The organism is Nitrospira lenta, from assembly GCF_900403705.1.
Lineage (GTDB): Bacteria > Nitrospirota > Nitrospiria > Nitrospirales > Nitrospiraceae > Nitrospira_D > Nitrospira_D lenta.
Genome location: NZ_OUNR01000001.1, coordinates 90625 through 109117 on the forward strand (window position 1 = coordinate 90625; position 18493 = coordinate 109117).

General features: G+C 58.1%; 21 protein-coding genes. 10 read left to right on the forward strand and 11 right to left on the reverse strand.

Annotated elements, in window-relative coordinates; all coding sequences use genetic code 11:
* Positions 1 to 48: 48 nt before the first annotated feature.
* Both NITLEN_RS00415 and NITLEN_RS00420 read right to left on the reverse strand, forming a co-directional pair.
* Entirely contained in the window at positions 49 to 279 is a 231-nt protein-coding gene (locus NITLEN_RS00415) for a hypothetical protein (protein WP_121987610.1), read from the reverse strand.
* Positions 240 to 443: a cysteine hydrolase family protein gene (locus NITLEN_RS00420; protein ID WP_121987611.1), complete on the reverse strand. Its 204-nt coding sequence runs from the start codon at positions 441 to 443 to the stop codon at positions 240 to 242. Before NITLEN_RS00420 ends, NITLEN_RS00415 begins: the two co-directional genes overlap by 40 nt.
* Before the next feature lie 150 nt (positions 444 to 593).
* On the opposite strand from NITLEN_RS00420, the gene NITLEN_RS00425 reads away from it, so the two are divergent.
* The 3 genes from NITLEN_RS00425 to NITLEN_RS00435 are packed head-to-tail and all read left to right on the forward strand — an operon-like array spanning position 594 to position 2753.
* On the forward strand, positions 594 to 1898 hold the full coding sequence (locus NITLEN_RS00425; protein ID WP_121987612.1) for a PD-(D/E)XK nuclease domain-containing protein: 1305 nt from the start codon (positions 594 to 596) through the stop codon (positions 1896 to 1898).
* A gap of 13 nt (positions 1899 to 1911) precedes the next feature.
* Entirely contained in the window at positions 1912 to 2316 is a 405-nt protein-coding gene (locus tag NITLEN_RS18350) for an Lrp/AsnC ligand binding domain-containing protein (RefSeq protein ID WP_245924350.1), read from the forward strand.
* Positions 2313 to 2753: a hypothetical protein gene (locus tag NITLEN_RS00435; protein ID WP_121987614.1), complete on the forward strand. Its 441-nt coding sequence runs from the start codon at positions 2313 to 2315 to the stop codon at positions 2751 to 2753. The genes NITLEN_RS18350 and NITLEN_RS00435 overlap by 4 nt, the downstream gene beginning before the upstream one ends.
* Here NITLEN_RS00435 and NITLEN_RS00440 read toward each other — a convergent pair.
* Genes NITLEN_RS00440 through malQ form a run of 3 tightly spaced genes read right to left on the reverse strand, consistent with a single transcriptional unit; the run spans position 2748 to position 7637 of the window.
* A complete protein-coding gene (locus NITLEN_RS00440; RefSeq protein WP_121987615.1) occupies positions 2748 to 4163 on the reverse strand; it encodes a sigma-54-dependent transcriptional regulator in 1416 nt (471 codons plus the stop codon). The genes NITLEN_RS00435 and NITLEN_RS00440 overlap by 6 nt on opposite strands.
* Positions 4164 to 4171: 8 nt before the next feature.
* Complete coding sequence (locus NITLEN_RS00445; RefSeq protein WP_121987616.1) at positions 4172 to 5326, reverse strand: sensor histidine kinase; 1155 nt, start codon at positions 5324 to 5326, stop codon at positions 4172 to 4174.
* Positions 5327 to 5384: 58 nt separating this feature from the next.
* Positions 5385 to 7637, reverse strand: a complete 2253-nt coding sequence (gene malQ / locus NITLEN_RS00450; protein WP_121987617.1) for a 4-alpha-glucanotransferase — start codon at positions 7635 to 7637, stop codon at positions 5385 to 5387.
* An 83-nt stretch (positions 7638 to 7720) separates the two neighbouring features.
* Here malQ and NITLEN_RS00455 point away from each other — a divergent pair, with 83 nt between their 5' ends.
* The 3 genes from NITLEN_RS00455 (at position 7721) to NITLEN_RS00465 (ending at position 10465) form a co-directional block, all read left to right on the forward strand.
* Entirely contained in the window at positions 7721 to 8641 is a 921-nt protein-coding gene (locus NITLEN_RS00455; protein WP_181416542.1) for a DUF72 domain-containing protein, read from the forward strand.
* 83 nt (positions 8642 to 8724) lie between these two features.
* Complete coding sequence (locus NITLEN_RS00460; RefSeq protein WP_121987619.1) at positions 8725 to 9453, forward strand: hypothetical protein; 729 nt, start codon at positions 8725 to 8727, stop codon at positions 9451 to 9453.
* A 154-nt stretch (positions 9454 to 9607) separates the two neighbouring features.
* Positions 9608 to 10465 (forward strand): HDOD domain-containing protein, encoded by an 858-nt coding sequence (locus NITLEN_RS00465; protein WP_121987620.1) that lies wholly within the window; start codon positions 9608 to 9610, stop codon positions 10463 to 10465.
* Positions 10466 to 10501: 36 nt separating this feature from the next.
* Here the strand turns inward: NITLEN_RS00465 and NITLEN_RS00470 are convergent, their stop codons facing one another.
* From NITLEN_RS00470 to NITLEN_RS00480, 3 genes are all read right to left on the reverse strand, one after another.
* Positions 10502 to 10777, reverse strand: a complete 276-nt coding sequence (locus tag NITLEN_RS00470) for a transposase (protein WP_121987621.1) — start codon at positions 10775 to 10777, stop codon at positions 10502 to 10504.
* A 247-nt stretch (positions 10778 to 11024) separates the two neighbouring features.
* Positions 11025 to 11831 (reverse strand): hypothetical protein, encoded by an 807-nt coding sequence (locus NITLEN_RS00475; RefSeq protein WP_121987622.1) that lies wholly within the window; start codon positions 11829 to 11831, stop codon positions 11025 to 11027.
* A 58-nt stretch (positions 11832 to 11889) separates the two neighbouring features.
* Complete coding sequence (locus tag NITLEN_RS00480) at positions 11890 to 12177, reverse strand: hypothetical protein (protein WP_121987623.1); 288 nt, start codon at positions 12175 to 12177, stop codon at positions 11890 to 11892.
* A gap of 649 nt (positions 12178 to 12826) precedes the next feature.
* Here NITLEN_RS00480 and NITLEN_RS00485 point away from each other — a divergent pair.
* The 4 genes from NITLEN_RS00485 to NITLEN_RS00500 are packed head-to-tail and all read left to right on the forward strand — an operon-like array spanning position 12827 to position 16308.
* Positions 12827 to 13429, forward strand: coding sequence for a paraquat-inducible protein A (locus NITLEN_RS00485; protein WP_181416543.1), 603 nt, complete (start codon positions 12827 to 12829; stop codon positions 13427 to 13429).
* Entirely contained in the window at positions 13408 to 14067 is a 660-nt protein-coding gene (locus tag NITLEN_RS00490; protein ID WP_121987625.1) for a paraquat-inducible protein A, read from the forward strand. Before NITLEN_RS00485 ends, NITLEN_RS00490 begins: the two co-directional genes overlap by 22 nt.
* Entirely contained in the window at positions 14060 to 15703 is a 1644-nt protein-coding gene (locus tag NITLEN_RS00495) for a PqiB family protein (protein WP_121987626.1), read from the forward strand. Before NITLEN_RS00490 ends, NITLEN_RS00495 begins: the two co-directional genes overlap by 8 nt.
* The gene (locus tag NITLEN_RS00500; protein ID WP_181416544.1) at positions 15700 to 16308 is read left to right on the forward strand and encodes a PqiC family protein; all 609 of its coding nucleotides are present in this window, start codon (positions 15700 to 15702) and stop codon (positions 16306 to 16308) included. Before NITLEN_RS00495 ends, NITLEN_RS00500 begins: the two co-directional genes overlap by 4 nt.
* A 121-nt stretch (positions 16309 to 16429) precedes the next feature.
* Here the strand turns inward: NITLEN_RS00500 and NITLEN_RS00505 are convergent, their stop codons facing one another.
* The 3 genes from NITLEN_RS00505 to NITLEN_RS00515 form a co-directional block, all read right to left on the reverse strand.
* Entirely contained in the window at positions 16430 to 16843 is a 414-nt protein-coding gene (locus tag NITLEN_RS00505) for a transposase (RefSeq protein WP_121987628.1), read from the reverse strand.
* A 109-nt stretch (positions 16844 to 16952) separates the two neighbouring features.
* A complete protein-coding gene (locus NITLEN_RS00510) occupies positions 16953 to 17675 on the reverse strand; it encodes a hypothetical protein (RefSeq protein ID WP_121987629.1) in 723 nt (240 codons plus the stop codon).
* Between the two features lie 30 nt (positions 17676 to 17705).
* Positions 17706 to 18029, reverse strand: a complete 324-nt coding sequence (locus tag NITLEN_RS00515) for a hypothetical protein (protein WP_121987630.1) — start codon at positions 18027 to 18029, stop codon at positions 17706 to 17708.
* Between the last annotated feature and the right edge of the window lie 464 nt (positions 18030 to 18493).

Here is an 18493-nt window from a genome sequence, read left to right on the forward strand (position 1 = left end):
TCGGCATCGGACTTCTCGCGGGCGGCGCATAGCATGGCGTCGGCGTCTTCACCCACCGGGGCTCGGCGCGGGGACTTGCTCGGCAATTTTGATCACGCGCTTTGCCGCCGCGAGTTTTCTAGCCTCGGGCTGATACCACTTTATGATTTCCCGGGCCGGATCGGCAAGGGCCGACTTCCAGTCATAGGACAGTTCGGTGACCAGTGCGAGCGATGTGTTCGGGACCGCACCGGCCGCCGTCAGACGTTCGATCGCGGTCCGGTTCGCCAATTGCGGCATACCGCCGACCGTTCGATGACGAACATGGAGTCATACCCATCACGCATCGCGTCGACGACCGGGAACGCCAGATAGATCTCGGTATAGAGTGCGCCGCCGATCAGCCGTTTTTTGCCGGCCTTCTCAACGGCAGCGCGAAAGGCCGTGTCGTCCCAGGCGTTCATCAAGCTTCGGTCAATGACCTCGACGCCCGTATCCGTTCTCTCGACCTTCCCATTCCCCCTCAGTCACGTCAGCCTAGTGCGGACATCGCCGCGAGAATCCCTCGTTTTCTTGCCAGGGTCTGGACCCTGGGCTAAGCTTCTGTCAATCGTATGGCACGCGCACGCTCCGCAGAGTCTCCCCGCACACGTTCGAAGGCCGCCGCGATCGACGAGATCGCGCAGGGTCTTGCTACCTTTCAGAATATTCTGACTTCGATTGAAGACTTCAGCCGCGAAGGCTTTCCCTATCGCGACGGCGCACGGGCCAAAACCGAACTGCAGATCCGTGAGACGGTTCGCCGGCTATTCGGCGAGCGCTCTCCGGAATATCAGGCGCACCGCGCGCATAAGCTCAAGATCTCCACTTCGGCTGAAACAACACAGAGTGTGCACCTGGTCAAATCATTCATCGCGGCGTTGGAGCACAAGAAACTGGAGTTGCAAGGTCTTGCTCCTGCGACTCCGACTCCCGCGGCTGGACAACGTCCGACACCCTCCAGCCCACCACAGATGACCATAGTGCCTCCCTCGCCGCCATCGGACCAGATAGCGATGGCCCATGAATCCACTCAAGGGAGTACGCCACCGGTGATAATGCCAGTCGCCAGCACAGCCAATTTGAGCCAACCACCCGTACCGACTCCACAGACGCCAGCGCTAGAAGTACTGCCACCAATGCCGGCCCCCCGGCAGGAACCCGTCATCGCCATCGCTTCACCACTGACTGCCCAGCATCACGTGATCGCACCTCCTCAACCGCAGGCAGATGTCTTCGCCTCATCCGTAGCAGCCTCGCCCCCGGCGACTTCGATCCCTACGCACGAGAGTAGCCAGACGTCGCCCGGTCAACCCAGCGCTCCGGACGTAGCTATCGCAGCGCCGCCGGCATCACCGGTCCCACCGCCGAATCCGACGCCGGCCGTACCCTCCGTCGTGACGAGCAAAAACCCATCCGCGGCGGATCCGGTCGATGCGCTCCGAAGGGTCTGCCTGCGCTTCCACGCCGTAGCCCGACAACTGCGCTTGCGAAAGGATTATCGCGCGACGCTGGAAGTCGAAGATGACTACGATCTGCAAGATTTGCTATGCGCGCTATTAAAGGTGGAATTCGATGAAGTGGGCACTGATGAATGGACGCCTCCCTACACGGGCGGCTCTACGCGCACGACCTTACTCTTGAATCAGGACCGTCTGGTCGTCGTCGCCAAGAAAACCCGCTCAGGTCTCACCACCAAAGAGCTGGCTGAGCAGGTTGCCGCCGACACGGCCCACTACGCCTCGCGTAAACCCTGTGCCCACTTGTTCTGCTTTATTTACGATCCGGAGGGGCGTATCGGCAGTCCGACGCGGCTCGAAACGGACCTAACCAGCGTGAGCGACTCCTTCACTGTGGATGTCCTCATCGCACCGAAGTGAGACCTGAACAACTATGCCACGAAAACCCAAATCCACCGCCGCTTCATCCACCCGCGCGACGTCCGTATTGACACCGCCGCAGGGAGTTCGCTACGGTGAGCCGCAGCCAGGTCCACCGGCTATCCCCTTTACGATTCACGCGCCGAGTGCGGGAGCGCCCTTGATGTCCGACCGGGCTTACATCATGATCAATGTGAATCCCGGCCTGACCTCCAGTGTCGTCAAAGCACTTGGGCAGATCAAAGCAATCAGGACGATTGACCCCTGTTGGGGCAAGCCGGACATCATTGTCGTCGCCGATGTGGCTGATCAGGATGCGCTGACGCAACTGGTTCTAAGCAAGATTCATGGCATTGAAGGCGTGACGCAAACCGATACCCATCTCGTCTACCGCACACCGGAAAGCAACGCAAAATGAATCTCCGCACCGGCCTTCTCCTCGCAGCCACGACCCTGCTGATCGGTTGCAGCGGAACGCCCCGCCCTCTTCCTGCCGATCTGATCGAAACGCGCTTAGCCGCTCCGCTCGACAGCGTCAAAGCCGCGCTCACACAGGTCCTCACCGATGGCGGCTACGAAGTCGACTGGAAGAATACCTCCACGCTGGAGACCGGCTATCGGGAAGAAATGCATGGCCCCTGGAACTGGCTCTATCGCTGGCGCTTCGGCACGATCAAGAGCCAGGTGAATGCAACCGTAATAGCGGCTGATGAGCAAAATACCGCGCTCAAACTGGAAGTGAGATCAGAAGGAAAGGATGGGATCTTTACCAGCTGGGAGCAGGTTCCCAGCGCGTTGCCGCAAGCCGCCGACAATCAATTGCGGCTCATCAAGAACGCCCTGCAACTGCTATAACTTCTCTGCCGGCTCTTTGTCCCCGGCTTCAGGATCGTCTCCCAAATCAAGTCCGAACCGCTCGGCCATCCGATACAGGGTCCGACGGTCAATGCCCAAGATCTTCGCCGCTTTTACCTTGTTCCCCTTCATTTCCTTCAGCACGCGGATCAGATGCCGTTTCTCCACTTCTTCGAGCGTCAGACAAACCTCATCCTCTTCAGACAGCAAAGCGGCTTTCGCATCCAGCGGTGCGGCAGTCCGGATACTTTCCGGCAAATCGTCCGGTGTGACTAATGGACCATGGCTCAACGACACCGCACGCTCTACCGCATTCTCCAACTCTCGTACGTTGCCCGGCCACCGATACTCCTTGAGCCGCGCCATTGTTTCCGGAAGAAATCCGCGCACCCCAGACGGCGTCCCGCCGACATACTTCTGGAGAAAATGATGGACCAGCATCGGAATGTCTTCCTTGCGATCCACCAGCGAGGGCAGCGTAATCCGCACCACGTTCAAGCGGTAGAAGAGATCGTCCCGAAACTTATCTTCCTTGACCAACTGTTCCAGGTCGCGATTCGTCGCGGCAATGATGCGCACATCGACTTTGACGGATGCGGTCCCTCCCACGCGCCGAACTTCCTGATCCTGCATCACCCGCAGCAGCTTTACCTGAAGCGCCGGGCCCAGTTCGCCGATCTCGTCGAGAAACAGTGTCCCCCCCGTTGCCGCCTCGAACAATCCGGCCTTCAACCCCACTGCGCCGGTGAAGGCTCCCTTCTCATGGCCAAACATCTCGGACTCCAGCAGCGTATCGGGCAAGGCGCCGCAATTCACCGGAATAAACGGCTTGTCGCGACGCGGACTATTGGCATGAATCGCCCGGGCGATCAGCTCTTTCCCTGTCCCGCTCTCCCCCTGCAACAGCACCGTACTCCGGCTCTCCGACACTCGCGCGACTAGCTTGTACACATCCAGCATCGCCGGGCTGCTCCCGACCAACGGAGACCATTCTTCCTTTTCTTTCAGTTCAACCCTGAAGCGCTTGTTTTCTCTCACTAATTTACAATGATCAAGCGCGCGCTGCACAACCAGCTTGACCTCTTCCTTCCGGAACGGCTTAGCCAGATAATCGAACGCCCCCTGTTTAATTCCCTCGATCGCCCCCTCCAATGACCCAAACGCCGTGAGGAGAACGATGGAGGTATCCGGACTAAACCGCTTGAACTCCCGCAACACGGTCAGCCCATCCACGGTTCCCATGCGAATATCTGTGAGCACCAGGTCGAATACCGTCTGTTGCCCGCGGACCAGCGCATCCGTCCCGTTGGAAAAAGACTCCACCTCATGCCCGTCTTTCTTCAAGGCATCGGCCAGCAGTTCGCGGGCCACGGCGTCGTCATCAATCACGAGAATCTTTGCTGCCGGCATTCCGCCCCCTAGATCAGTAATGTGGCTGCTGCGCTTTGTCCGGGCAACGATATCACAACCGTCGTCCCTTTCCCTACTACGCTCTCCAGCGTCAGCGTCCCGCCATGCGCCTGTACGGTTTCCCGACTAATGAACAACCCCAGTCCGGTTCCCTTCCCGATCGCCTTCGTCGTAAAAAACGGCGTGAACGCTTTCTGAAGATCCTCCTCCGGCATCCCCGATCCCGTATCCCTGACGACGATCGTGACCATCGTGATGAACATCGCATTTCCCACGCGCAAGCCGACCTCGATTTCTTCCGGGGTGGCCGGGCGGCTGCCGGCAGTGATCGTCACAGTCCCACTTTCCGACGTCGCCGCGAGCGCATTGGCAAATAGATTAACCAGCACTTGGTGCAGCTTTTCGGCATCGGCCCAGACCAGCGGCAACGCGCCCCCGAGCTCAACCCGGAGCGCCACCCCCTTCGCTTGGAACGCGGGCTCCATTAACGCCGCCACGGGACTCACGACATGCTCGACCGGCAGCCAGGTGGGATCGGGCTTCCGCTGCCGGGTCGAGGACAAGAGATCTTGAATAATGCCGACCACGCGCGTCAGCTGCCCATCGATCACGTCGATCCGCTTTTTCATATCCGGCGTGACCGTCGGCTCTTCAGCCAGCGCCTGGACATGCCAAGCGATCGAATGCAACGGCGTGCCCACCTCATGCGCGACCGACGCCACCAATTGCCCGACGGCCGCGAGCCGTTCAGACCGGTTGAGCTGATCCTTCACATCGACCAACTGCGCATTGGCGCGCAACAGATTTTCCGTTTGACGAGCCAGCGCAGCGCGAGCCGCTTCTTCCCGGGCCTTCCGTTCCTCCCAGCTCATGCCGATATAGGCCACGATCAGCAACACGCCGACGACAACGGTGCGATTGATCACAGCGGATTGGAACCGTCCCGGCTTCGTCGGTTGGAGGAGCCCGGCATAGGTCGCCACCACGCAGGCCAACACCGTTACCAGCATCAGCGTACGATTGCGCAAGATCGCCACAAGGAGAATCGGCAGCACATAGCCGTAGGCGCCGACCACGTTCGCCGGGGCGAGCTTTTCGATAATGACGATGGTGAGAAAACAGGCGCCGGCGATACTCAGCACCAGCCAATTGCGGGTCTTCATCGTGCAGCACTCACTCCGGTGGACGGGGCAGAGGAACGATGGCGCAGGCGCGTCGTTCTTACACGGGTGGACGGGCTGAACGCAACTGCGCGGCGAGCGAGGCGAAGCGGGAATCCTGCATCATCTGTTCGATGGTAGCGGTCAACTTCCTCGACCAGTTGGGATGCTGATCGACGGTCCCAGGCACATTGATCTGCGCCCGTTGCCCGAGCACATCTTCCACATTGGCAAGAACGACCCATGCCGGCGTGCGGGCGAGATAGAGATGCAGCGCCACCATCAGCTCTGTGGTCATCACCGGACTCTGTGCCGGATCGGCCGACATGCCGTTCGGCAGCAACCCCTCGGAGCTGAGCGCTGCCAACAGACGCGCCTTGTCGACGTGCCGTTCAGCGAGCGCGTGCTGACGGGCTTCCTCGGTCGGACAGAGCCCAAGACTGACGCGCGTTTCGATATCGGTGCCTTCCCAGTAACCGCTCAATGTCGGCAAATCGTGGGTCGTTACGACCCCGAGCGCTTGAGAGGGGTAGGCTGAGGGAGACTTCATGCTGCCATCCCCGTTCCGTTCGAAATAGAGGACGCGATACGAGAGCACGCCGACCGCAGCCAACCGGTCACGCACCCAATCAGGCACGGTCCCCAGATCTTCGCCGATCACCAGCGTTCTGGCTCGCGTGCTCTCCAACGCGAGAATCGCCAGGAGATCGTCTGCCGGATAATAGACATACGTCCCCTTGGACGCCGGCATCCCACGCGGGATCCAAAAGAGCCGGAATAACGCCATCACATGATCGATGCGAATTGCCCCGCCATACCGGAGATTATTTCGAAGCAGCTCAATGAAGAACTGATAGCCGCTGGCGCGCAGCTTCACCGGATCGGACGGCGACAGCCCCCAATTCTGCCCTTCCGGCGCAAAGGCATCGGGGGGCGCCCCGCAATCGGCTTGATGCGCCAACACCCTCTGGAATCGCCATCCGTCGGCGCCGTAGCGATCACCGCCCAGCGCGAGGTCCTGATATAAGCCTAAGGGCATTCCGGCCTGACCGGCTTGCGTCCCGACGGCGATCAGCTGTTCAGCCGCCAGCCATTGCACATACTGAAAGAACCGCACTCGCTTCATATGCCGGCGCTTAAACTCAGCCACGGCGTCACTCGCGGGCTCACGATAGGCCTCCGGCCAATCCGCCCACACGACAGCGCTGGACTGCACCAATTGCCGCTCTTCTTCAAGCGCCTGGAACAGCGCATACTCAGCAAGCGGTTCTCCCTCTTGCTGAACGTAGGAATGGAAAAACCAGCCCCGGGCAGTCGTCGGCTTCAGATCCGGTTCTACCCCCTCAAAGTTGTCATGCACAAAAGTTCTATAACAAAGATCCAGCACGGTTCGTTTGAGAGCCGCCACCGCTTCGTAATCCACGTAGTCACTCGTTCGAGCCTGCGTGAGTTGCGCGCGAAACGCGGGATCGGCCAGGCGACTCTGAACATCCGGCGTCGTCTTGGCTTCAGCCACCTGATCGATGTCGATATAGAGCTCGTTGAGATACAGCCGGCTACTCGGTGAATACGGACTGATGTGATAGGGCCTGGTGTTCTTCAGTGCGTGCAAGGGATTCAACCCGATGACACCGGCGCCCAACTGTGTGCCGGCCCACTCGACGAACTTGGATAAGTCGCCAAAATCTCCGACGCCCCAGTTCCGTTCGCTGCGCAGCGAGTACAGTTGCAGGGCGAACCCCCAGGTCCGAGCACCAGTATGGAACGATTCAGGGGCATAGCAGCGCGCCGGCGCCATGATCAAACGAAACTGGAACTCAATCGGCGTCGATCCGCCCCGCACCCAGATCTTCACATCGTAATAGCCGATCGGCAAATCCAACGGCAGGGGGAGCATCAATCGCACAGAGCGACGCCCCTGGATCACCCGCTCCTCATGAATCGGAAGACTCGGCCCCTCGTTTCGCTCACCGTGCTTTTCACCGCGCTCGTCGATCGCCATCCAATGGACGTACAGCTGCCCATCTTCCGAAGCCTCGCAGCGCACGTGCAACGGCCACTCACGGGGAGCTTGCCCAGCCCTGACGACACAGACCGGATCGCATCCCCGCTCCCACGGCCGCTGATCCCATGCGGTGAGTTCTTCAATCAGCGCGGAACGATCGGATACACGAAACCCCATGGCCGAGAGAATGGCCCGGCGAGTGTCATCAGTCGTAACATGGCGAACCCCAGCGATGTCGTGATAGTCTGCGGCAACACCGGCACGGTCGGAGAGAAGATTCAGGAGCTCCGCTTCTGGCAGGTCATACATGGGCGAGAGTGTGCGGGACGACCTGCCGTAAGTCAAGCTATCCTATTGTTTCCCTAGTCTATTTCAGATTGCTCGAAACGCCATTGAATATCGCCTCTCCCCGCTTTGGCACGAGTTCATGGGCCTACGAAGGCTGGCAAGGACTCGTCTACCATCGAACCTATCCAAAGAGTCGATTCAGCCAGGACACACTTGCGGAATATGCCGCGTATCCCGGGCACGAGGCGCCCCTCTTTTCAACCGTCGGCATCGACCATTCATTTTATCGCCCGGCCAGCGCCAAGCAATTCGCCCACTACGCCGAACAAGTGCCGGACACGTTCCGATTTTGTCAGAAGGTGTGGGAAGAGATCACCATCCCCGCCTATGCCAACCTTCCGCGATACGGCGCGAAGGCCGGCAAACCCAATCCTCGATTTCTCGATGTCGGGACCTTTCGCGATCTTGTCCTGCAACCCGCCTTGGATGGCTTGGGCCAGACACTCGGGCCCTTCATCTTCGAATTTCAGCGCTGGGGGCTCGACCCAGACGCCTTTCTCCGGCAACTCGATCAATTTCTCGGACAGCTGCCATCCGGCCCCGCCTATGCGATCGAAGTGCGAACGCCCGCCATCCTTGGCCCGCGCTATCACGACATCCTTCGCGCTCATGCGGTCGCTCACGTATACAATCATTGGACCGCCATGCCTCCGCTGTCCGAACAACATCTGCGCCTGACGCGCACATTCACCGCCCCCTTCACCGTCCTTCGGCTCCTGACTCCGCTGGGGCTGGCCTTTGCCAACGCGGTCGAACGCTACGCCCCCTACAATCGCATCGTACAGCCGCAGCCGCGTATGCGGCAGGAAACCGTCGAGCTGGTCAAGCAAGCGGCGGCCGAGGGGCGATCCGCGTATGTCCTCGTGAACAATCGATCTGAGGGGTGCAGCCCGTTGACCGTCCAGGCCTTGCTTGAAGCGCTCGCCATTCCGACCGACTCGCCTCTGACCGACTCGCCATTGTGAGGCCGTCACTCGCGTGGTAGCATGAGGCTCATCCGCATGGGTAGCGCGAGTCGTTCGCATCTGTCCCTCGCAGAGGAGGCGTTATGTCCATCCGTCTCTCCACCACCGGTGTCCTGCTCTTCTCCGCACTGATCGGCGGCTCTCTTCCTTTGCACGCGGCAGAGACGATGAACGGCCGGCTTGAAATCATCGGCGAATATCGGTACGCCGCACGCGAATCAGAGCCTATCGCCGAGGCCAAAGCCTTCGCCTGCCGGGAAGCCTGGCGCCAGGCCGTGACCAGCTCATCGCTCTATCGTGAATACACCGCCGCCGTCATCGACTCACCGCTCTTACGCGAGCTGTCCTCGACTCTCGCCAATCGCCATGTGTACGATCCCCGGATCGTTGAGCAGACAGAACGGGGGCGGACCCTCTCCTGCCGCGTGCAGGGGTATCTCCAGACAGACGAGAGTGCGCGCGTCATTCGCACACAGCTGACGAGCGGACCGTCGCCGACGGAGGGGATCGACCAAAACCGCGCATTGCGCATTCTCACCGTGCAGGAAGAGGCCAATGGCGTCATTGCGATCCAGTACCAGGCCCTCAAGCGGTTAGACTGGCTCGGCACCCACTATCAAGGCGGGTTGCGGGAATCCGCGGACATCATGGTGGATTTCTATGATGAACAAGGCTTGCTCATCAAGACCGAGCGCTACCAGGCCAGGCGCACGGCGACCGGCGATGATGTCATGAGTCCCGGCGCCATCGCCGTCCTCAAAGTCACCAAACCGGCCGGCAGTAAAACCTATCGCGCCTGGCTGGTGAAATAGCCCCCTTCACCCGCCGCATTCCGCCTCGTACCGGCTCGCCCTCGCAGATTCTTTCTGCCTCCCCCTTTAGTTCGACTGGGTCACAACCGATAGAGATAGCCGAGAGCCTCTTCAAACCGGTCGTACGTACAAGACGTAGGGAGGGTGTACGGTGATGTCCTCGACGCAAGAACTCGTCCAATCCTGTTCCAACATCTTCACGCTCCCCGAAATCTATTTTCGCGTGCGCGATGTTGTCGACGACTCGACCTCAACCATGGATGACTTGGCGAACGCCCTCAAGCTCGACCCGGCGATTTCCGCCCGGCTGTTGCGCATCGTCAACAGTCCACTCTACGGATTCCCCAAGCAGATCGACACCATCACTCGCGCGGTGAACATGCTCGGGATGCAATCCGTCAGCGATCTGGTTGCCGCCACCTCCATCGGACGGACCTTCAGCGGAATGACTTCAGACTTGATGGATCTCCCAGCCTACTGGCGCAAAAGTGTGCTCTGCGCCTTGCTGGCCGGCAAGGTGGCAAAGGCCTGCGGGATCGAAGATAGCGAACGATTCTTTATCGAGGGGCTCTTGCGGGATATCGGGCACTTGGTGTTGTATCAAACGATTCCGGAACGGGCTCAGTCAGCCCTTGTCGAGGCGGGCAATTTCGGCACCGCCCTGGCGGAAGTGGAACAGTCTAGTATCGGCTTCGACTTTACCGAAGTCGGCGCCGAATTGATTCGCTTCTGGGGTATGCCTGGCCAGATCGAACTGGCCATTCGTCATCAATTGAATCCGCACGCAGCCGGCGAATACAATCTCCATGCATCGATCGTCCACCTCGCCGGGGCCGTCGCCGATCACGCCGAACTAGATCCGATCCGCGCTAAACAGCCTCCGGCCTTTGATCCCTTCGCCCTCTCCTGCACACATTTCAATCCCGAAGAGCGCCCGACGCTGCTGAAAGAAGCCCAAGGACAACTGCAAGAAACCCTCTCGTTCATCTATCCACTGTCGATGGCCGCGTAGAACCCGGAACGACTGTCCGCTCACTCTCGAAGCCACCTATTCAACACGCCACCGCTGCGTGTGGGTGAGCGTGAGCCAGTTCATAAATCGGGAAAGGTCCCTACCCTGGCGCGGCCACGCGACAAGGTGCCAGTGATTCGGCATGACACAGTAGGCCAGCAACCGCATCGACAAGCGTTCACACGCCTGGACCAGCACTCGTTCAAACGCCGCATAGTCCCCGTCGTCTTCAAATAAGGTCCGGCGTGCGTTGGCGCGATTCAAGACGTGATACACGACATTGCCGGATGCCGCGCGTAACGGTCGCCCCATGGACACCCCCTAGTTCATGCCGCTACCACGAACAATGGTTCCTGACACCTTTTTCTTCCTCTAAGAACTAATGGACCTCCTGCTTGAGGCCTTGTAGCTAGGGCATATCCAACGCCCAACGTTGGGATGCCCTTGGTATCCGTATAGATACGAGGAACAAACGCTTCCTCTCTTCGCAGAAACTGATAGACCGCCTCGTTAAAATCACCCGAGATAGGAGATGGATTAGTAGGCATGAAAGAACTCCTTACTTTTCATCATGCGATTTAGATACAGTTGGGTGAATGATGCAGATTGCACCCATGCGGGTTCTCTTCTTGTTGTATTCCCAAATGTCAAGCGAGTAGGTATCAGCCCCACCAGCAGGGTACAGGTCGAAAATATAATTTCTTCCTTTATAGTTGATGATATCGCTGTAGTCCGGAACCGTTGAGAATTGTCTCAGCCCATCGACTTCAAGACCATCTGACACCCTGCAATCGTGGAAGTTAATAACAAGATATGCGCCTCTGTTGTCGTAATCATCTTTACCCGGCTCCTGAAGTGCTTCTTGCCCTCCGGAGCTCACATGAAGAAACTTCTCATGATAGAAAATGAATTCGTCACCATCTGACGGGTTGTTGTTGATATCAACCTTATAGAGTTTGAAGTTTGTGGTGCCCACATATACATCCCCGTACTTCTCCATTTCTTCGGCAGGCAAGCTCTTAACGTCATCAGCAATCTTTGGGTGGAGAAGGACCCTCTTTCTAAATTCCAGCTTCGGACATTTCTGCTTGTACGTATCAAAAGCTGCGTCGCTGTAGTCATTCGCGACAACAATTGGTTTGACATAGTTGATTTTGTTCTGCGTTCGGAAGTCTGCTAGAAACTGTCGACAGAATTTACTCTGATCGGCTAGTTGAAACTTCAGCCGACTCAGAATGTTCACAATTTCCTGTTGCATATCATTCAAGGCAGAGGCCTGAGCACCCATCCCCGCTTTCCCCGCCCACGCGATACAGCTCATTACCAGCAGAAAAATCAGGGTGAGTCCGAGTTGCGTCTGTCTCATCAAGACCTCCGTCTTCTCATTATTGGGCGAACCATTCCATTCGCTACCCCTCTCTCATCTACGCTCTTGGCTTCCCCTGCCGCGCATCGCGCATCCCGACCAGCACTTGCTGAATTTGCTGATGCAGCCGCGCCAGCACATCCACGCCCATCGCCACGCGAGTGACGAGATGACCTTCCAATCCCTTTGGAGCAGCCTGTCCATCTTTCGCCGTCTTCGCAATGGCACCGAGTAGCGCAGGCTCGATGAAGCCGAAGTCCACATAGGCAATCCCCTGCGCCACGCCGACGTTGGTATAGTTCGTCGCGAGCGAATGGGCGCTTGATTCACTCGGCTTCACCCGCACGTCGAGCGAGATCGTCTGTTTTTACCGTACTCATAGCACTCGCACCCCTTCTGCGCCCCCGACACTCTCCTCCACCTAACCAGACCGCCACGAGTTTAATATAACATTGTACCTATTCCTAACCTGATGCTTTGAACCCTAGCCCGCTCGCTCGCCTCCGTCAAACATCGAACTCGGCCCATGCCATAGAGCCAGGGCTATCGAGATGGGATCTGATGAATCGGACAATTAAACGTCTCTTGCCTCTCGTCATAGACCTACTCTCATGAGAAAAAGGGAATCTATTCGTTCCTTCACACTGCACAAACTACGATTCCGTAGAAACGCCGTCGCGGACAACACATCCCCACAGAGACGTGCGATATCCTCTTCAACAGCCTCAACGTCCCCTTCGGAGAGAAGCCGAGGTTCGGCAGGTATCGGTAGGAGACCATATGGAAACTGTCGTGGAGAAATGATACGTTCCGCTGGCTAGGAGAAATCCCAGCAGCATTAAAAACAACCACACGGCCGTGGTGGCCGATCTGCCACGGCGAAACATTCAAGGCACGACAGCGTGGAAATCCACGAGTTCGAATGAGTCAACGTCAGACCGAGGCAACACGCTCAAGCAGCAGACGCTCGCTTGATGCCGCCAAAAGAGACACCCATGGCTCCCCTTTCACTCATCGCTTGTCATGAATGTGACCTCTTGCAACGAAGGATCGTCCTGCCTCAAGGGGGAGTCGGCCGCTGCCGGCGCTGTCATTCCGTGCTGTATAGAACTCGGCAGGGCGGGGTGGATCAACCGTTGGCCTGCGCCATTGCGGCATCGATACTGTTCTTGATCGCGAACGTCTATCCCATCGTCGGCCTTGAGGTGCAAGGGGAGCGACAGGCGGCCAATCTCTACGACACCGTGCATATGTTATGGGTGGAGGGGCGCGGAGAAGTGGCGATCCTCGTCTGCCTGACCGCACTGATAATGCCAGCCATCGAGATCGCTCTTCTTATCTACCTGCTGCTTCCATTGAAACTCCATTGTGTGACGGAAGGAACGCTCCCCGTCCTCCGCTTCTTGCAGGCCGTCCACCCGTGGAGCATGGTGGAGGTATTTCTCCTTGGCATTCTTGTGGCCTTCGTCAAGCTCGAACACCTCGCCGAGGTGCGGGTGGGAATCGCCCTGTGGGCATATGTAGGCCTGATCCCGTTGCTGATCGTGGCATCGCTCTCGTTCGATCCGGAGGCTCTATGGTCGGACATGCACGAGTAACCAGCGCGACCCTCGCACAAACGGCAGCCCGGCGGGGACTCCTCTCCTGCCCTCTATGCTCCCTGCTGACCCAAGCGGAACCGATGAATGGCGGCAGCCGGTGCGCCCGTTGCGGCACTCCACTCCATTTTCGGAAGCCGAACAGCATCTCACGGACCTGGGCACTGTTGCTCACCAGCTATATCCTGTTCATCCCGGCAAACCTGCTCCCGATCATGCACACCAACTCACTGTTCGGCACACAATCGGATACGATCGCGAGCGGGATCGTCTATTTCTGGGCGTCGGGAGATTGGCACCTCGCCATCATTGTCTTTATCGCCAGCCTGTTGATCCCTACTGCCAAACTCGCAATATTGACCTTTCTGGTCGTCTCCGTGCAGCGCCGTTCGACCTGGGATCCGCTCCAACGAACGAACATGTACCGAGTCATTGAGCTCGTCGGCCGGTGGTCAATGCTAGATGTCTTTGTCGTGGCGATATCGGTTGCGCTGGTGCATCTTCACTCACTCGCCACCATCCACGCCGGCGCCGGGGCCGTCGCCTTTGGAGCCGTAGTGATCACGACGATGCTGGCGACCATGACCTTTGATCCTCGATTGATCTGGGATCCCTACTGGACACGCGACCATGAGTAACTCCTTCGACCATAGCCCCTCCCCAGACCTTCCGTCGGCTGTCGCCGAAGCCCCGCGCCGCCGATCGATCCCGTTCATCTGGGTGCTGCCGCTCGTCGCCGCGCTGATCGGCGGCGGACTTATCGTCAAGGGCATTCTGGACCGCGGTCCTACCATCACGATTACCTTCAAAACAGCGGAGGGTCTTGAGGCCGGGAAAACCAAAATCAAATATAAGAGCGTCGAAATTGGCACAGTCAAACAAATCGCCCTCAGCAAGGATCAGCGCGGCGTATTGGTAACCGCCGAACTCGGCAAAGACACCGAACCCTACCTGGTTGACGACAATCGTTTCTGGGTCGTGCGTCCATTGGTGTCAGGCGGACAGGTCTCGGGGCTCGGCACGTTGCTCTCGGGATCCTTCATCGGGATGGATATCGGTAAATCCACCGTCGAACAGCGCGACTACATCGGCCTTGAGGCTCCGCCGATCGTCGCTGCGGATGTGCCTGGCCGTCATTTCGTCCTCATCAGCAATACCCTGGGATCGCTGGGAATCGGCTCTCCCGTACAATACCGCCAGATCGACGTCGGCAGCGTGGCGGGATTCAGCCTCAATCCGGACGGCACGGCCGTGACGATCAAGATTTTCATCAATGCGCCATACGATCAGTATGTGACGGCCGCAACCAGATTTTGGAACTCGAGCGGCATCGATTTTTCTCTGGATGCGACCGGCCTCAAAGTGGACACGCAGTCGCTCGCGTCTATTTTAATCGGCGGAATCGCCTTCGAGACCCCGCCCGATAGTGCGCCGGGATCGCCGGCCGAGGAAAACCATACCTTCGCCTTGGCTGACAACCGCTCCCAGGCAAGGAAACTTCCGGACGAGCTCGCGGTTCCCCTCATCATGTATTTCAAGGACTCGCTCCGTGGCCTGGCCATCGGCGCACCGGTCGAATTCCGCGGGGTCCCCGTCGGTGAAGTTCAATCCATGCGTGCAGAATATGACGAAGCGCAGGCCGAATATCGCTTCCCGGTCAGGATCGCAGTGTATCCTGGACGCTTGGCGGCCATGGCCTCCCAGGATGAGGCCCACAACATCTCGGATGCCAACAAGCGGCGGGAACGGTGGGACAGGCTGGTCGCGCATGGACTGCGCGGCCAACTCCAACCCAGCAGCCTCCTGACAGGACAACTCTATGTGGCCATGGAGATCTTCCCCGACGCGCCGGCACAGCAAATCGATTGGACGAAAACGCCCCCTGTCATACCAACCGTCGTGGGTTCGATGACGGAAATCCAGGATACGCTCCCGCGATTAATCAGAAAACTGGACCAGGTGCCCTTGGATCAAATCAGCAAGGACCTTCGACAGACCTTGCAAGCCTGGACCCACACAATGAACAACGCCAATCAACTGGTCATGCGGCTCGACACCGATCTTGTGCCGACCGCACGACTCGCGCTGACGGACTTGCAGAGCGCGCTGAAAACAGTGGAACATGGGATCGGAACCGATGCGCCGATTCAGCAGGATCTGCGTGACATGCTTCGCGAACTCAACCGAAGCGCACAGTCGGTTCGGTCGCTCGCGGACTATCTGGAACGCCATCCGGAATCCCTGCTTCGCGGAAGGAAGGGAGACGACAAGTGAGCGGTCAATTTCGCCAACTCTCACTATGCGTATCAATCCTCTGGCTTGCCGGATGCGGAAACTCGCCCCCGGTCCATTTCTACACCTTAAGCGCAGAAGCCGCATTCGATTCCAACGCCCCGGCCAAGGACAACCGCCTCATTGCGATCGGGCCCATAACCATGCCCGAGGTCATCGAGCGTCCGCAATTCGTGTTGCGCACCGGGCCCAATCAGGTGACGCTGGTCGAGGACCATCAATGGGCGGAACCGTTGCAGAGTGATATCCTGAGAGTCCTGGCAGAAAATCTCTCCCGGCTGCTGAGAACACCGCAGGTCGTTGTGTATCCACAGAAAGCGAGCGACCACGCGGACTATCGCGTGGCGATAGACGTCCAACAATTCGAATCCATACACGGCCAAAAAGTCTCGCTCAGCCTGCGCTGGACTATTCGGCAAGTCTCCCGAAACGAGACCCCATCCAAGACCGGACTCTCGCGCATCGAAGAACCGGTTCACAACTCGAGCTATGAAGCCTTGGCTGCTGCCCATAGCCGGGCCCTTGCCCGCGTCAGCATTGAGATAGCTGAGGCACTCCAACTCATGCCGCCGAAGCATTCTGAGTGACCGCCACCAACTGTTCGTTGGGTTCATCCTCCTTCACCCAGTTGGCCCAATCCGCAGGACGCTCCAACGGCCCCTCATGAAGGGGTACTACCCCGTTTGCCCCCGCGCTGCTCTATCGCCACTATTCCGCCCGCTCGACCAGACCCGCCCATACCGGGTTGCGCTCCACATAGCGACAGACCGACAGGAGATATTCGCTGGTTTCGACGGGACACGACTTAAACCGTCCTTGATAAACATGCCCCTCACCCACCGTGTGTCGGTGCTGATGCCAGCGTTGCGTATGGGTAAGAGTCAACCAGTTCATGAAGCGGGAGAGATCTCCGTCCTGGCGAGGCCACGCGACAAGGAGCCAGTGATTCGGCATGACACAGTCGGCAAGCAGCCTCATCGACAAGCGTTCACCAGCCTGGACCAGCACTCGTTCAAACGCCGCATAGTCCCCGTCGTCTTCGAACAAGGTCCGGCGTGCGTTGGCGCGATTCAAGACATGACAAACGACATTGCCGGATGCCGCGCGTAACGGGCGCCCCATGGACACCCCCTAGTTCATGCCGCTACCACGAACAATGGTTCCTGACACCTTTTTCTTCCCCGCTGTTGGTTGTATGCCTCGGAACCGGTGATCAAATGCCAACTTGAGATCATGATTGCCTCCGAGTCTTAGCAGCCTTGTAGCGGTAGTCACAACGACCGGGTTGAGTGCCAACAAGCGAAAACGGCCGATATATCGAAAGCAATCCGTTCTTAAAGCCTGGATTGCCAGCCCAGACGGTGATGTAGGGGCGGCTGTTGAACAAGAACATGTCAGCTCTCAAGGCAATGGCAAAGTTCCCACTCTTTTCCTTGTCGAGTTTCGTCTTATCTGAAGTCAGCACATAGAATGAGCGCCCTGAGGTCCCCGAAAAGTGAGATTCGTTCGAGGGATCGCAACCTGCATACTCATACTTCAGCACTGTCTCTGAAACCCCATCCTGCTCGATATCAAGCTCGATCGTCGCAAGTCGAATGTCCCCGTTAGCGATGCGTTCTTTGATTCGCGTGAGAATCTCCTCGCGCCGATTCGGATCTTCGAATCCAGTCTCGTAGGGTTTCCAGCGTTCAATCTGCTCAATGAGATCGAGATGTTTCAACGCATCCAACGGTTGCCAGGTCGGCTTGCTGAATTCGGGAAACTTTGGATTCACCTTCCGCTCGCAGACCATCGGGGGGTCGCCAGGAAACGAATTCAGATTTTTCAAGAAGGCCTCGCAGACCTCAATGCCTTTCCCCAAAACAAGAACATATTCTCCAGCTGTCGCCACATCGGCAATTAACAACCACACCACTCCAAGCGCCAGGATCGATCGTCTACGTCTGTGTGTCATGCTGGCATCCTTTCCAGTTTCTCGCCGCCCTCACGCTTTCGGCTTCGACTGCTTCGCATTGCGCATGCTGACCAGCACTTGCTGAATCTGCTGATGCAATCGCGCCAGCACATCCACCCCCATCGCCACGCGGGTGACGAGATGACCTTCCAAACCTTTTGGCGCCACTTGGCCATCTTTTGCCGTCTTCGCGATCGCCCCGAGCAGCGTGGGCTCGATGAACCCGAAATCCACATAGGCAATGCCCTGCGCCACGCCGACATTCGTGTAGTTCGTTGCGAGCGGATGGGCGCTTGATTCACTCGGCTTCAACCGCACATTTAATTTGAGGGCCTTGTCTTTTGGTTCACTCATGTTCAAAAACTCCTTTATTGCAGTATCCCGTGACGACACCACACACGCAGCCGCCATTGCACCGCAGGAATGCCACCATCTATATTCACTCCTAACAAAATCATGCGCGGCAGCATCGTATATTCGGATTCATTGCAAATGTGACGGCGATCATGCCACACCCCAAACAAAAACTCCCGACCTCTTGTATACGACCGCTTTGGTGAATGGTTGTCGCTTCGCCATCGGACGCCTCCTGGGGATGCATTGCCCCCTCTTTGAGGTGTCCATGAAAACGGGGCTAGCTCAGGAGTTTTTATGTCGATGGTGGAGTAACAGACGAGTGCTGATGTCGCTACGCCTGGCGATGGATGGCCGAGAGACTTGACCTCTATGTGGCGGGATGCCGTGACTCCAGGATCGGCAAGATCCTGTTCACGGGATGGCGATGCGGCGTAATCCGCTCGTGCACAAACGCCCCGGTG

Excerpts from the sequence above, each read along its gene's own strand:
- NITLEN_RS00435 (WP_121987614.1), top strand. The coding sequence starts at position 2,313 with ATGAATCTCCGCACCGGCCTTCTCCTCGCAGCCACGACCCTGCTGATC.
- NITLEN_RS00495 (WP_121987626.1), top strand. The coding sequence starts at position 14,060 with ATGAGTAACTCCTTCGACCATAGCCCCTCCCCAGACCTTCCGTCGGCT.
- NITLEN_RS00460 (WP_121987619.1), top strand. The coding sequence starts at position 8,725 with ATGTCCATCCGTCTCTCCACCACCGGTGTCCTGCTCTTCTCCGCACTG.
- NITLEN_RS00490 (WP_121987625.1), top strand. The coding sequence starts at position 13,408 with ATGGTCGGACATGCACGAGTAACCAGCGCGACCCTCGCACAAACGGCA.
- NITLEN_RS00510 (WP_121987629.1), bottom strand. The coding sequence starts at position 17,675 with ATGACACACAGACGTAGACGATCGATCCTGGCGCTTGGAGTGGTGTGG.
- NITLEN_RS00465 (WP_121987620.1), top strand. The coding sequence starts at position 9,608 with ATGTCCTCGACGCAAGAACTCGTCCAATCCTGTTCCAACATCTTCACG.
- NITLEN_RS00505 (WP_121987628.1), bottom strand. The coding sequence starts at position 16,843 with ATGGGGCGCCCGTTACGCGCGGCATCCGGCAATGTCGTTTGTCATGTC.
- NITLEN_RS00515 (WP_121987630.1), bottom strand. The coding sequence starts at position 18,029 with ATGAGTGAACCAAAAGACAAGGCCCTCAAATTAAATGTGCGGTTGAAG.
- NITLEN_RS00415 (WP_121987610.1), bottom strand. The coding sequence starts at position 279 with ATGCCGCAATTGGCGAACCGGACCGCGATCGAACGTCTGACGGCGGCC.
- NITLEN_RS00420 (WP_121987611.1), bottom strand. The coding sequence starts at position 443 with ATGAACGCCTGGGACGACACGGCCTTTCGCGCTGCCGTTGAGAAGGCC.
- NITLEN_RS00475 (WP_121987622.1), bottom strand. The coding sequence starts at position 11,831 with ATGAGACAGACGCAACTCGGACTCACCCTGATTTTTCTGCTGGTAATG.
- NITLEN_RS00485 (WP_181416543.1), top strand. The coding sequence starts at position 12,827 with ATGGCTCCCCTTTCACTCATCGCTTGTCATGAATGTGACCTCTTGCAA.
- NITLEN_RS00445 (WP_121987616.1), bottom strand. The coding sequence starts at position 5,326 with ATGAAGACCCGCAATTGGCTGGTGCTGAGTATCGCCGGCGCCTGTTTT.
- NITLEN_RS00425 (WP_121987612.1), top strand. The coding sequence starts at position 594 with ATGGCACGCGCACGCTCCGCAGAGTCTCCCCGCACACGTTCGAAGGCC.
- NITLEN_RS18350 (WP_245924350.1), top strand. The coding sequence starts at position 1,912 with ATGCCACGAAAACCCAAATCCACCGCCGCTTCATCCACCCGCGCGACG.
- NITLEN_RS00470 (WP_121987621.1), bottom strand. The coding sequence starts at position 10,777 with ATGGGGCGACCGTTACGCGCGGCATCCGGCAATGTCGTGTATCACGTC.
- malQ (WP_121987617.1), bottom strand. The coding sequence starts at position 7,637 with ATGTATGACCTGCCAGAAGCGGAGCTCCTGAATCTTCTCTCCGACCGT.
- NITLEN_RS00440 (WP_121987615.1), bottom strand. The coding sequence starts at position 4,163 with ATGCCGGCAGCAAAGATTCTCGTGATTGATGACGACGCCGTGGCCCGC.